Source organism: Aquamicrobium sp. NLF2-7, from assembly GCF_022359935.1.
GTDB lineage: Bacteria > Pseudomonadota > Alphaproteobacteria > Rhizobiales > Rhizobiaceae > Mesorhizobium > Mesorhizobium lusatiense.
Window position 1 is genome coordinate 285,078 of sequence record NZ_JAKSED010000003.1, and the last position, 13,203, is coordinate 298,280.

The 13,203-nt window shown below is 64.0% G+C and carries 13 protein-coding genes; 11 read left to right on the forward strand and 2 right to left on the reverse strand.

The features are described 5' to 3' along the window. Positions 1-51: 51 nt before the first annotated feature. The 11 genes from MIC97_RS19810 to MIC97_RS19860 are packed head-to-tail and all read left to right on the forward strand — an operon-like array spanning position 52 to position 10,890. Positions 52-960: a branched-chain amino acid ABC transporter permease gene (locus MIC97_RS19810; RefSeq protein WP_239801699.1), complete on the forward strand. Its 909-nt coding sequence runs from the start codon at positions 52-54 to the stop codon at positions 958-960. Next, positions 957-1,982 carry a branched-chain amino acid ABC transporter permease gene (locus MIC97_RS19815; RefSeq protein WP_239801700.1) on the forward strand — a complete coding sequence of 342 codons (1,026 nt, stop codon included), beginning with the start codon at positions 957-959 and terminating at the stop codon, positions 1,980-1,982. The genes MIC97_RS19810 and MIC97_RS19815 overlap by 4 nt, the downstream gene beginning before the upstream one ends. After that, complete coding sequence (locus MIC97_RS19820) at positions 1,969-2,724, forward strand: ABC transporter ATP-binding protein (RefSeq protein ID WP_239801701.1); 756 nt, start codon at positions 1,969-1,971, stop codon at positions 2,722-2,724. Before MIC97_RS19815 ends, MIC97_RS19820 begins: the two co-directional genes overlap by 14 nt. Next, entirely contained in the window at positions 2,721-3,434 is a 714-nt protein-coding gene (locus MIC97_RS19825) for an ABC transporter ATP-binding protein (protein WP_239801702.1), read from the forward strand. Before MIC97_RS19820 ends, MIC97_RS19825 begins: the two co-directional genes overlap by 4 nt. A gap of 41 nt (positions 3,435-3,475) precedes the next feature. After that, positions 3,476-4,468, forward strand: a complete 993-nt coding sequence (locus tag MIC97_RS19830; protein ID WP_239801703.1) for a thiamine pyrophosphate-dependent dehydrogenase E1 component subunit alpha — start codon at positions 3,476-3,478, stop codon at positions 4,466-4,468. Continuing rightward, on the forward strand, positions 4,461-5,435 hold the full coding sequence (locus MIC97_RS19835; protein WP_239801704.1) for an alpha-ketoacid dehydrogenase subunit beta: 975 nt from the start codon (positions 4,461-4,463) through the stop codon (positions 5,433-5,435). Before MIC97_RS19830 ends, MIC97_RS19835 begins: the two co-directional genes overlap by 8 nt. 11 nt (positions 5,436-5,446) lie before the next feature. Beyond that, a complete protein-coding gene (locus tag MIC97_RS19840) occupies positions 5,447-6,241 on the forward strand; it encodes an enoyl-CoA hydratase-related protein (protein ID WP_239801705.1) in 795 nt (264 codons plus the stop codon). Between the two features lies 1 nt (position 6,242). After that, positions 6,243-7,505, forward strand: coding sequence for a dihydrolipoamide acetyltransferase family protein (locus MIC97_RS19845; RefSeq protein ID WP_239801706.1), 1,263 nt, complete (start codon positions 6,243-6,245; stop codon positions 7,503-7,505). Between the two features lie 3 nt (positions 7,506-7,508). Further along, a complete protein-coding gene (locus tag MIC97_RS19850) occupies positions 7,509-8,681 on the forward strand; it encodes an acyl-CoA dehydrogenase family protein (RefSeq protein ID WP_239801707.1) in 1,173 nt (390 codons plus the stop codon). 18 nt (positions 8,682-8,699) lie between these two features. Continuing rightward, a complete protein-coding gene (locus tag MIC97_RS19855) occupies positions 8,700-10,238 on the forward strand; it encodes an AMP-binding protein (protein ID WP_239801708.1) in 1,539 nt (512 codons plus the stop codon). A gap of 52 nt (positions 10,239-10,290) precedes the next feature. Beyond that, positions 10,291-10,890: a TetR/AcrR family transcriptional regulator gene (locus MIC97_RS19860; RefSeq protein ID WP_239801709.1), complete on the forward strand. Its 600-nt coding sequence runs from the start codon at positions 10,291-10,293 to the stop codon at positions 10,888-10,890. A 122-nt stretch (positions 10,891-11,012) separates the two neighbouring features. Here the strand turns inward: MIC97_RS19860 and MIC97_RS19865 are convergent, their stop codons facing one another. Continuing rightward, on the reverse strand, positions 11,013-11,963 hold the full coding sequence (locus tag MIC97_RS19865; protein WP_239801710.1) for an amidohydrolase family protein: 951 nt from the start codon (positions 11,961-11,963) through the stop codon (positions 11,013-11,015). A gap of 9 nt (positions 11,964-11,972) precedes the next feature. Next, positions 11,973-13,193, reverse strand: coding sequence for an SfnB family sulfur acquisition oxidoreductase (locus tag MIC97_RS19870; RefSeq protein WP_239801711.1), 1,221 nt, complete (start codon positions 13,191-13,193; stop codon positions 11,973-11,975). Between the last annotated feature and the right edge of the window lie 10 nt (positions 13,194-13,203).

Sequence of the window (13,203 nt, forward strand, 5' to 3'; positions counted from 1 at the left end):
CGCGCGGCGCCAGTGCCCGCGCGGCCCCATCTCTAAGGAAAGCCGCCGCAGATGCTCGATCTCGATGCATTGCTGAACTGTTTCAGCGCGACGTCCTGTCTGGTCACGCAGACCTCCACCGGCATCATCATCGGGATGCTGCTGTTTCTCGTCGCCTCAGGTGTGACGCTGATCTTCGGTGTTCTGCATGTCGTGAACTTCGCCCACGGCGCCTTCTACATGATTGGCGCCTACACCGCATGGTCGGCCTACAATGCGACCGGCAGCTACTATCTTGCGGTTCTGGCCGGCGCGCTTTCCGCCGCGGTGATCGGCATCGTGTTCGAGCGGCTGGCCATCAGCAGGGTCTACAAGGAAAACCTGCTGATGCAGCTTCTGGTCTGCTACGCCTTCGTGCTGGTCGCGGACGACGCCGTGAAGATGATCTGGGGCGCGGAATATCTCGCCATGGGGATTCCGGCGGAATTCCGAGTGCCGCCATACCGGTTCGCCGGCGGCGTGGTGCCGCCCTTCTATGTGTTCCTCGTCGCGACATCGCTGGCGGTGGCGATAGCCTGCCTGCTGCTGATCCGTTACAGCCGGTTCGGTAAGATCGTGCGGGCGGCGGCCCAGAATGCCTCCATGGTTTCGGTGCTGGGCATTCGCGTGCCGGTCTATTTCGCGGCGCTGTTCGGCCTTGGCTGCGCGCTTGCCGGCATGGCGGGCGCTCTGGCCGCGCCGGTCCGCTCCATGACGCCGGGAATGGGGCTTTCGATCCTCATCGACAGCTTCATCGTCACCGTCATCGGCGGCATGGGGTCCATCCCCGGCGCATTGCTCGCAGCCATCCTGCTCGGGGTCACGCGGTCGTTCGGCAGTCTCGGCTTTCCGCTCTTCGTCGACGGCGTGATGTTCATCATGATGGTCGCCATTCTCGTCTTCCGCCCGCAGGGGCTGCTGGGTGAAAGGGCGCCCCGATGACCCGCTTTCATCCATTCGCCCATCCATTCGCCCGCGCCGCGCTGCTGGCATTCGCCGCCTTTTGCGGTTTCCTTCTCGTCGGAGCGATCAGCCCCGGCACATGGCTGCTCGATACGCTGACAGGCCTGTTCGCGGCGGGGCTGCTTGTCATGTCGCTGCATCTGCTGATCGGCTACACCGGGCTGATATCGTTCGGCCATGCGGCTTACTATGCCAGCGGCGGCTACATCTTCGGGATGGTTCTGCAGACACCCGCCTTCGTGGCCGCCTGCGGTCCGTGGTCGGTGCCTCTTGCCACGCTGCTTGCCTTTTGCGGAACGGGGCTCTTCGCGCTGGTCGTCGGATCAATCTGCGCGCGGCTGTCGGAAATCTACTTTGCCTTCCTGACACTCGCGTTCCAGATGCTGTTCGTGTCCATCATCCAGGGTCTGGTGCACTATACCGGAGGCGATCAGGGGCTGATGGGCGGCATTCCGCGCCCGGCTTTCCTCGGGCTCGATCTGGTGCAGGCGCGGGATCGCTATGCGTTCTCAGCCTTCCTGTTCGTCGCCGGCGTGCTGGCCGTGCGCCTGATCACGCTGTCATCTTTCGGCGCGAGCCTGCGCATGGTGCGCGACAATGAACGCCGCGCCGCCTTCCTCGGCGTGAACACCTATCTCGTGAAGGTTCTGGCTTTCACGGCGGCCGGGTCGATCGCCTCGCTGGGTGGCGTCGTCCTCGCCGTCTTCACCTCGGCCGCCTATCCCGAATGGGCAAGCTGGTCGGTTTCGGGCGAAGCGATCTTCATGATCATGCTCGGTGGCCTGCACAGCTTCTGGGGGCCGCTGGTGGGTGTGGTGGCCATGCGGATCATCAACGACCTGACGCTGCTCTACACGACCCATACCGAAATGGCGAAAGGGCTGGCGATCCTGTTCGTCGTTCTGGTTCTCAAGCGCGGCATTCTCGACTGGCTGGCCGACTGGCGAAAGGCGCGCCACGCCGCCCCTTCCGCAAAGGAGCAAGACCATGCTGCGCATTGAGCATCTCGTGAAACGCTTTGGTGGGCTGACGGCAACGGACGACGTTTCGCTGAACTTCCCCGCCGGTTCGCTCTCGGCCATCATCGGGCCGAATGGCGCGGGCAAGACCACGCTGTTCAACCAGATCACCGGCCACCTCGTTCCGACCAGCGGCAGGATCCGGCTTGAAAATGAGGATATCACCGGCCTCAAACCCGCAGCCATCGTGCGCAAGGGGATAGGCCGCGCATTCCAGATCGCCAGCATCTTTCCTTCGATGACCGTCAGGGAGGCGCTTGCCGCCGCGGTGACGGCACATCGCCGCGCCACCTTCAGTCTGGGAAGCGCCTTTCCCCGTCGCGATGTCGCAGATCGTACGGACGAGCTTCTCGGCCTTCTGGGCATGGAAGACGTCGCGGAGCGCATATCCGGCCAGATTTCGCACGGCGATCAGAAGCTGCTGGACGTCGGCCTTGCCCTGGCGCTTGAACCGAAGGTGCTTCTTCTGGACGAACCGGCCGCCGGCATGGGGCCTGAAGAGCGCTGGCAGATGATGGCGACGGTGCAGCGCCTCTGGAAGAGCGCCAACATGACGCTCATCTTCATCGAGCACGACATCGAACTGGTGTTCCGCACCGCCGAAGTCATCCACGTCCTGCGCTACGGAGCCGTGCTCGCGTCCGGCACGCCGGACGAGATCCGCGGGCATCCCGATGTGATCGAAGCTTATCTCGGCAGCGAAACCGGGGAGGAAACGGCATGAGCGACGTGGTGCTCGATCTTCGCGGGGTCAACGTCTTCTACGGCGCCTCCCACATCCTCTTCGACATGGGGTTCCAGGCGCGCAGGGGACGCACGCTCGCTCTGCTTGGCCGCAACGGTGCCGGCAAGTCGACAACCATGAAGACGATCATGGGGGTCGCGCCCGCCCGGTCAGGCGAAATTCACTATGCGGGAAGCCGCATCGACGGACAGGCGCCGCACGCCATCGCCCGGCACGGCATCGGACTTGTGCCGGAAGACAGGCAGGTCTTCTCCCGGCATTCGGTCGACGACAATCTGCGCATCGCCGCCAAGCCGGGTGCAGATGGCCAGACCAGATGGACGATGGACAACATCTACGATGCATTCCCCATTCTGGCGAAAATGCGCGGCCGTGCAGCGGGCATGATGTCGGGCGGCGAGCAGCAGCTTCTGTCCATGGCGCGCTGCCTGATGGGGAACCCGGATCTCATCCTGCTCGATGAACCGTCGGAGGGGCTTGCGCCGATTATCGTGCAGGAGATCGGCCGTCTCATCCGGAGCCTGCGCAGCACCGGCGTGACGATCGTTCTGGCCGAGCAGAACATGCATTTCTGCCTCGGCATCTCGGACGACGCCGTCGTCATCGACAAGGGCCAGATCGTCTATCGCGGCACCATCGAAACCTTGAAAGCCGACAAGGACATCACCGGCCGCTACCTGGCCATCTGAACGCAAATCATGACCAGCACCAACATGAAGAGGGCCGTGCCATGAGTCGCAAGACCGCCCCCAACAACCCGGCGGAGGCGCTGAAGAGCATCTATCGCCGCGCCATGATCATTCGCGAGGCGGAAAAGACGCTTCAGCAGCTGTTCGTCGACGGCAAGGTTCCGGGGTTCCTGCACCTGTCCATCGGACAGGAGGCGGTCGCTTCCGCGATCTCGGAATTCCTGACACCCGGCGACACGGTTTCCTCCAATCACCGTGGCCATGGGCACACGCTTGCCAAGGGCGTGGACCTGACCGGCTTCTTCGCGGAAATCCTCGGCCGCGCCACGGGCATCTGCGGTGGCAGGGGCGGGTCGATGCATGTCGCCGACCTGCGGCTGGGCATGCTCGGCGCCAACGGCATCGTGGCCGCCGGATTGCCGATCACGACCGGATCCGCGCTGGCCCTGAAAGGGCGCGGAAAAGGCGAAATCGCGGTCGTCTATTTCGGCGATGGCGCGCTGGCCGAGGGGCTGGTGCACGAATGCCTGAACATCGCCAGCCTCTGGTCGCTGCCGGTTCTGTTCTGCTGCGAGAACAATGGCTGGTCCGAATTCAGCCCGACGGAAAAGCAGCTTGCGGTGAAGCTGAAGGATCTGGCGGCGGCCTTTGGCATCGCCTATGCCGAAGCGGATGGCAACGACATGCTGGCCATGCATGATGTGGCGCGCGATGCGATCGGGCGTATGCGGGTGGAGTGTATTCCCCACATTCTGGAATGCCACACCACCCGGGTTCGCGGTCATTATGAGGGCGACAGGCAGGACTATCGCCCGGAGGGCGAGGCAGACGAAATGTCGGCCCGCGATCCTGTCGCCATCGGCCGCCGCCGCCTCGCCGAAGCCGGCGTGGAGGACGGCTGGACAGAAACCACCGACGCCGAAGTGAAAGCCGCCAATGCGGCAGCGCTTGAGGCGGCGCTGGCAGCGCCGTTGCCTGATGCCGCCACCCTGCTTGCCGATGTCTATACCGAAGGGGGTCTCCGTCATGGCTGAAAGCCGCTATGTCCGGGCCGTCACCCGCGCCATGCAGGATGCGATGGCCGCCGACGCTTCCGTCATCCTGATCGGGGAGGACGTCGCCGCCGCGGGCGGTTCGTTCAAGGCCACGCGCGGGTTGCTGGAAGAGTTCGGGCCGCAGCGCGTCTATGATGCGCCCATTGCTGAAGCCGCGATTGCGGGCATGGCGGTGGGGGCCGCCCTTTCAGGCATGCGCCCCATCGCCGAAATCATGTTCATGGACTTTGTCACGCTGTCCATGGACATGCTGGTCAATCAGGCGGCCAAGGCCCGTTACATGTTTGGCGGGCAGGGCTCGGTGCCCATGGTGTTGCGGACGCCTCATGGCGGCGGGCTCTCCGCAGGGCCACAGCATTCGCAATGCCTCGAAGCCTGGTTTGCGCATATCCCCGGCCTGAAGGTCGTGGTGCCGGCGACCGTGGAAGACGCCTACAGTCTTCTGCGCGCCGCCATCGATGATCCCGATCCGGTGATCATCGTGGAAAACAAGGCGCTCTACGCACTCAAGGGAGAGCTGCCGGATGCGCCGGCGCCAGCCCGTATCGGTGAGGCGCTGGTGCGCCGCGAGGGGACGGACGTGACGCTGGTCACCTATGGCGCGACGCTGTGGACGGCACTGAAGGCTGCCGAAATCGCGCAGGCGGAAGGCATCTCGGTCGAAGTGATCGACCTGCGATCGATCCAGCCGTGGGACGAGGCGGCGGTGCTGGCAAGCCTTTGCCGGACGCACCGTCTGCTCATCGCCCACGAGGCTGTCGAAGCCTTCGGCGTTGGCGCCGAAATCGCAGCGCGCATGGCCGACATCGGTTTCGATGAGCTGGATGCGCCGATCCTGCGGGTCGCGGCGCCCTTCTCGCCGGTGCCGTTCAGCCCGGCGCTGGAGGGCGAATGGCGGGTGAACGAAACCAAGATTATGGCGGCGTTGCGTCGCCTGATGGCCTGAGGGAGCATTTCATGAGCACCGAACAGAAAACCGCCTGCGTGCGTCTGGAAATCGAGGACGCGGTGGCGATCGTGACCTTCGATCGTCCCGAGAAACTGAACGCTCTGGACATGGGCGTTCTGGCTGAACTCGACGGCATTCTCGACCGGATCGAGAGCGACAAGGCCATTCGCGCCGTGATCTTTACAGGCGAGGGCCGCGCCTTCGTGGCCGGCGGCGATATCGCCGATCTCGGTTCGCGGGATGCTCTGGCGCATTACAATGAATTCGCCGAAACGATCCACCGCACGCTGCGCCGCATCGAGATGCTGGACAAGCCTACCATCGGCGCGATCAACGGTTTTGCGCTGGGGGGTGGCACGGAACTGCTTCTGACATTCGACCTCAGGCTCCTGTCGGACAAGGCCAGGCTCGGTCTGCCCGAGATCAATCTGGGGCTTTTTCCCGGCGCCGGGGGCACCCAGCGCATCCTTCGGCAGGTTCCCTCCTGCCGTGCGCGCGAGATCATGTATCTCGGCGAGATGATTGCGCCGGATGAGGCCGTGCGGATCGGCCTCGCCAACCGCGTCGTGCCTCACGAGCGCCTGATGGAGGAAGCGCGCGCCATGGCGGCGAAGCTGGCGGCGAAATCTCCGCTGATCCTGAAGCTTCTGAAGCGGACGCTGATCGACGGCGCCGATATGCCGCTTTCGGCTGCGTTGCGCCATGAGCAGGCTGTGATCGGGCTCGTTCTCGACAGCCACGACGCGCATGAGGGCTGCGCTGCTTTCATCGAGAAGCGTCAGGCCGATTTCCGGGGAGAATGAGATGTCCGAGATCGTGATGCCCAAGTTCGGGCTGACGATGACCGAAGGCCTGATCACGGTATGGCATCGCAAGGTGGGCGAGGCGGTGAAGGCCGGCGAACTGCTGTTCGAGGTCGAGACGGAAAAGGTCACCAACGAGGTGCCGGCTTCCGCTGACGGCGTTCTGGAGGAGATCCTGTTTGCCGAAGGCTCCGTGGTGCCCGTCGGCCAGCCGATCGCGCGTCTTTCGGGGGGCGGCGGGGCAACCGGTGTTTCGCCGGCCCCTTCGGTTCCGGCCGGTGCCGATGCCCCTTCAGCCCGCAAGCTCATGGCCGAGCACGGCCTCGATCGCGAAAGCGTGACGGGAACGGGCCGCGGCGGGCGGGTGATGAAGGAGGATGTGCTGCGCGTCGTGGCAACCCCTCTGGCACGCCGGATCGCGCGTCAGGACGGAGTGGATCTTTCAGGCGTGACGGGATCAGGTCCGAACGGCAGGATCAAGGCGGCCGATGTCGCGGCTGCCAAAGGCACAGGGACAGGCACAGGCACGATGCCGGTGCTTCCCGCCAGCGGGCTGGTCCAGCCGGATGCGGTTCGCGCGGCGACGGCCCGGCGCGTGCAGGCGGCCAAGCGTGACATTCCCCATTTCTACGTGACCCGTCGGGTCGACATACGCGCGCTCAGCCGCCTGCGCGCCGATCTCAACGCAGCCGCTTCCGGACACGCACGGCTTTCGGTCACCCATCTGCTGGTCAAGGCAACCGGCCTGGCGCTGGCCGCGCATCCACACCTCAACCGCGTATGGTTGCCGGACGGCATTCTGGAGCTGGGCAGCATCGGTGTCGGCATCGTGACCGAAACGCCGCATGGCCTGCGCATTCCTGTTGCCGATCGCGCCGACCAGCTGCCGCTCGATGAACTGGCCGACCACTGCGCCGGCCTGTTTGCTCGCGCCCGGGCGGGGTCGCTCACCACGCAGGATGTCTCGGGAGGAGCCATTTCGATTTCCAATGTCGGGATGTTCGGAGCGGATTCACTCACTCCGATCATCAGCCCGCCGCAGGCCATGATCCTCGGCGTTGGCGCCGAGCAGACCCTTTTCCGTCCTGACGCCGAAGGGCGGCCGGAAGCCGTGCAGGAGATCATCCTCACCCTTGCCGCCGATCACCGCCTGATCGACGGCGCGGAGGCTGCGCGGTTCATCGCCACTCTTTCCAGCCTGCTCGAAGCACCGCTGGCGCTGCTGCGCGCACCCTCCCGGCCGTCCACTGATACTGAGGATTAGCAGATGAACTTCGACATTACCGAAGAACAGAAGATGATGATGGAAACCGCGCGCCAGATCGGCGAGCGGTTCGGTCTCGAATACTGGCGGCAGAAGGACGGAGCCAAGGAATATCCGCATGAGGTGTGGCAGGCGATCTGCGATGCGGGGATCGCGGGCATGATGGTGCCCGAGGTTCATGGCGGCCTTGGTCTGGGGCTGATCGACCTGGCGCTGTGCATCGAAGAGCTCTGCAAGGGCGGGGCGGGCTCCACGCTGTCCCAGATGTTCATGCTGAATCCGGTCTTCGGCGGTGTCGCTCTGGCTCTCTACGGAAGCGACACCATGAAGCGCGAGCTGCTGCCCGGCCTTTGCAACGGCAGCATGACGTTCAGCATGGCGCTGACGGAACCGGATGCCGGCACAAACTCTCTCGGCATGAAAACCCAGGCGACACGGGTCGATGGCGGCTGGTCGATCTCGGGCCAGAAGATCTGGATCACCGGGGTCGCGGCCTCGAAGAAGATGCTGGTGGTCGCGCGCACCACGCCGCTTCAGGATGGTGTGAAGAAAACCCACGGCATCAGCCTGTTCATGATCGACACGGATCGCGAAGGGGTCAGCCATACCGAGATCGACAAGCTGGGCACCAACACCCTGCCGTCCTCGGTCGTCTATCTCGATCGCGCGTTCGCATCTGATGACGAGGTTATCGGCACGGTGGATGGCGGCTGGCCGGAATTGCTCGACATCCTCAATTGCGAGCGGATCGTCACGACTGCCGGTCTGGTCGGCGCCGGTGCGCTGGCGCTCAGGCTGGCGGTGGACTACGCGCGGGAGCGCAAGGTCTTCAACGGACGGCCGATCGGCAGCTATCAGGGGCTGCAGTTCCCTCTGGCGCAGCAATGGGCGGAACTGGAGGCAGCGCGCCTGCTCAACCTCAAGGCGGCCTCGAATTTCGACCGCAACCTGCCCTTCGGATCGGAAAGCAATGCAGCAAAGCTGATTGCGTCGCAGGCAGCTTCCGCGGCGGCGGAGCAGTCGATGCAGGTGATGGGCGGCATGGGTTATTCCAGGGAGTTCCATGCCGAAAGATTGTGGCGCGATGCCCGCCTTTTCCGCTTTGCCCCGGTTTCTGAAGAAATGATCCTCAATTACATCTCGACGGTGAATCTCGGTCTGCCAAGATCCTACTGAGACCGGGGAGGAGAGCCGATGTTCAATCTGTCCCGATATCTGGCGGTCAATGCAGGCCGCAAGCCAGCCGGTGAGGCGCTGATCTACGCAGACCTGCGCCTCGATTGGCGCACGCTCGAAATGCGCGTGCATCACCTTGCCGCCGCGCTTTCAGCGCGCGGCATAGGGGAAGGCAGCATCGTCGCCCTGATGATGAAGAACAGTCCCGCTTTCATCGAGCTGATCTATGCGGTCAGCCATCTGGGCGCGGTGATCCTGCCGCTGAACTTCCGCCTGTCAGGCGAGGAAGTGGCGTATATCACGGGCCACGCCGGAGCCGTCATGATCGTCGCCGACGATGTGTTCGAGGCGCAGGCGGCCGGCGCCGGCCTGCCGACTGTTCTGCTCGGCACGGATGGCCAGATGGACATCGGGGCGACGCTTCTCGATGCATCCGGCGGGCGGCGGCAGGCAGCGGCCGTGCCGCGCGGCGGCGACGATATCTTTCGCCTGATGTACACATCCGGAACCACGTCCCGGCCCAAGGGCGTGGTGCACAGCTATGACAATTTTTACTGGAAGTGCTTCGATCACGCCCTTTCGCTGGGTCTGAACGAAAACACCCGGCTTCTGGTCGTCGGCCCTCTCTATCACGTCGGCGCCTGTGACCTGCCTGGTCTCGGCGTGCATCTGGCCGGCGGCGCGCTGGTGCTGTTGCGCGACTACGAGCCGCGCGCCGTGCTCGAAACGATCGAACGCGAGAAGACAGACGGGATATGGCTTGCTCCGGTCATGGCCAATGAAATCCTCAACCTTCCGGCGCAAGGATTGCCGGACGTCTCCTCGCTGCGCTGGTGCATAGCCGGTGGCGAGCGGACCCCGGAAACGCGTATCCGCGCCTTTTTCGACCGCTTTGCGAATGCGCGCTATGTCGATGCATATGGCATGACGGAAACCGTTTCGGGCGACACGCTGATGGAAGAGGGGCGCGAATTCGACAAGATCGGTTCCGTGGGGCGGCCCCTGCGCTTTGTCGAAATCGAGATACGCGATGACAGCGGCCAGCGCCTTGCCGCAGGCGAGGTCGGCGAGATCTGCATGCGTGGCCCCAAGGTCATGCGGGAATACTGGCGTGATCCGCAGAAAACGGCGGAAGCTTTCTTTCCCGATGGATTTTTGCGGTCCGGAGATGCAGGTTATCTCGATGAAGACGGGTTCCTGTTCATCACCGACCGCCAGAAGGACATGATCATTTCCGGCGGCGAGAACATAGCCTCTTCAGAGGTGGAGCGCGTGATCTACGATCATCCTGCCGTGCGGGAAGTGGCCGTTTATGCCCGCCCGCATCCGCGCTGGGGGGAGGTGGCGATCGCAGCTATCGTGCTTGCGGACGGCCAGACGATGACCTATCAGGAACTTCTGGACCATTGCCGCGCAAGACTGGCAGGTTTCAAATGTCCGAAGGATATGGTTGTTGTAGAAAGCCTGCCGCGCAACCCTTCAGGGAAGGTACTCAAGCGCACGCTTCGTGACATCGACGCCGCCCGTTTGCAGGCGTCACCAGAGAGGATGGACTAGAGTGTCTGTCGAAAGTCCTTCAGCCGGTATCCGCAGAGCACCCCGTCGGCGCATGAGCCGGGAAGAAAAGGCCCGCGCGACGCTGGACAGTCTGCTCAATGCCGGCTGCGCGGTCGTTGCAGCTGAGGGATATTCGGATGCTTCAGTGGCCAAGATCGCCGATCTGGCCGGTGTCGCCCATGGCACTTTCTACAATTATTTCGAAGACCGGAAGGCTCTGTTCAACGCGCTTCTGCCGTATGAAGGGCTGCGGATGCGCGAGAAGATCGAACAGATAGCGCGCACGGCCCCTCCGGGCGTTCAGCGTGAGATCGTCCGCTTCGAGGCGTTCCTCAACTACGTGATCGAGAACGAGGGTTTCTACCGCATTCTCTACGAGGCGGAAATATTCGCCCCGGAAGCCCACCGGGAGCACATGGACAATATCGTCAACGGCTATCTGGGCACGTTCCGGCGGGCCATGGCTGAAAACCGGATACGGCGCTTCGACGATCAGCAGCTGCACTGTCTTATCTATCAGATCCTTGGCATGCGCGCCTATGCAGCCATGCAGATCCATTATGCGGCGGACCAGTCCGAGAAGCTCAGGATCCGGGACTGTTCCGTCGAGATGTACAGCCTGTTCTTCGGCCAAAGCCTTCTGCAAACCTGAACCGATTCTGATGCCGGCCGCCCTCAGGGCGCCGGGAGCGACCGGGCTCTCAGGACGCGTTTCAGGCAATGTGATCGCGCGCGCTTCTCCCTGTATCCTTCGATAAGCACGAGGGGCGGGAGTCAGACCTGCGCCTTCAGCAGTTTCAGAACGGTTCGGGAGGCTATTTTTGCGCTCTCGTCATCGGTGAAGCCGGCTTCATCCAGCGCCGCGAACAGGCGGCCTGCGATCGGGCCGGTGCTGACGATCGGCCAGTCGCTGCCGGCAACGAGGTGGTCGGGCCCCAGCGTATCGGCAAGGGCGCGCAACAGCACCGCATCCAGCCCCATGGTTTCGGCATAGACCTGACGTTTCAGCAGTTCGCGGGCCCTGGGGCGTCCCTCTTCACCCTTGTCGAATGTCGAGGACAACAGGATGCCGCCGACCGCCAGCGCCGTCACCACGACATTGAGGCGCGGCAGCGCTTCCAGCACGCCGCCTTCTATCAGGGCGATCAGGCTGGCGCCGTTGATGGTGCCGCGCGCCTGGAGGATGCCGAGACGCGGATATCTGGCAAGCTGCGCCGTCAGCCCGGGCGGATTGACGGGATGGACGAACACGGGAACGCCCAGCTCTGCCGCCGCCTCCAGCACGGGGCGTACCTGTGGCGCGTCGAGCAGCAGATCGCCCCTGGCGCTGTCGACGAACACGCCTTGCAGGCCGAGCTGGCGCACGGCATGCTCGAGCTGGCGGGCGCCTGCTTCACCGCCGAAGGTGTCGACGCTGGCCAGACCATAGAGCCTGCCCGGATGGGATGAGACCAGTTCGGCCAGTCCCTCGTTCAGCCTTTCGTGAATGCCATCGGCAAGCGGTGCCGTTCCTCCTTCCAGAAGGGCCGTCGGGCTGTTGACGACCCGGCCGGCGAGATCCCCGGATTCAATGTCTTCAAGCAATGCCTGCCGGTCTGAAATACGGCTGGCGATCGCTTCCCAGCGGGCCCGGTTCTGCGGCGATCCCTGCCCGATGGCGCCGATGGTGAAACCCGGCGGCAGGTAGTGCGTGTGAAAGTCGATGACGGGATGACGTTGGGCCATGTGACGATCTCAGATGTAAGTGCGCGGGCCGGGCACCACGCCGTTCAGGTGATAGTTTCCGAGGTGGTAGAGCTTCCAGCGGAAGGGGTCGTGCAGCGAATGGGTGCGGGCGTTGCGCCAGTGGCGGTCGAGACCGTATTTGTCGAGGGTTGCGCGCGCGCCGGTCAAAAGGAAGAACTCGTCGGCAACCTTCGTGGCGGCGGCGCCGCAGTTCAGCCGGGCATCGGCGATGGCCAGCCGTGCTTCCAGCACGTCGTTTTCCGTGCGGGTGGAATGCGCGATGTCGACCAGATCGGCCGCATGCCGCAACGACAGGCCGGCCGTGCGTATGGCGACGGCCAGCTCGCCGAATTCCTTGATGACGAAGGGCTCCTTCGCGTGCTCGTCATACGGATTGTCGATCCACGGGCGGTTGTGGTTGAGAATGTAGTGCCGGGCGTCGGCCAGCGTCGCTTCGGCGATGCCCTGATCGATGGCTGCATGGATGAGGCTGGCCAGCAGCATCCGCCCGCGATTGCCGGGCTTGTCCGAGGCAAAGGGAAAGACATTGGCGTCGGGCACGAACACGTCGTCGAAAATGGTGGTGCCGCTGGCCGTGGTGCGCTGGCCCATGCCGCGCCAGTCGTCCACCACGGTCACGCCGTCGCTGGATGCATCGACAAAGAACATCAGCTGGTTGTTCTGCTCGTCCTGACCGATGAAGGGAATCCACTGGGCGAATATCGCGCCGGTCGAGTAATATTTGCGCCCGGTGATGCGCCATCCGCCGGGCACGCGGGTGAGCTGGTGCTCGTAATCGCCGGGCCGCTTGCGGGTGTCCTCCGAATGGGCATTGCCGATCCGGTCGCCGGCAAGGATGCGGCCATAGAAGAAGGCTTCCTGTTCCGGCGTGCCGTTGGAGAACAGGGGCAGCCAGCAGAAATGGTTCTGGGGGATCTGGCCGATGCTGGGATCGGCATCGGACAGGATCCTGAAGATATCGGCGATGGTGCGGGCGGAAACCCCGGCGCCGCCGAATTCCTTCGGCACGGCAACCCCGAAGATGCCGTTGCGGGTAAGCTCCCCGATCTCGTCGGCAGGCAGGATGCGGTTCTGGTCGCGCGCCTGCGCGCCCTTGCGGAACTCTGCCGCAAGGCGGGTTACGATCTCCAGCGCCTCGGCATCGGAGCGGACGATGTGGACGGATGTGTCGGCAGGCGCGGCGGCCCGCACGGCTGTTGTGGATGTCAACGAAATCTCC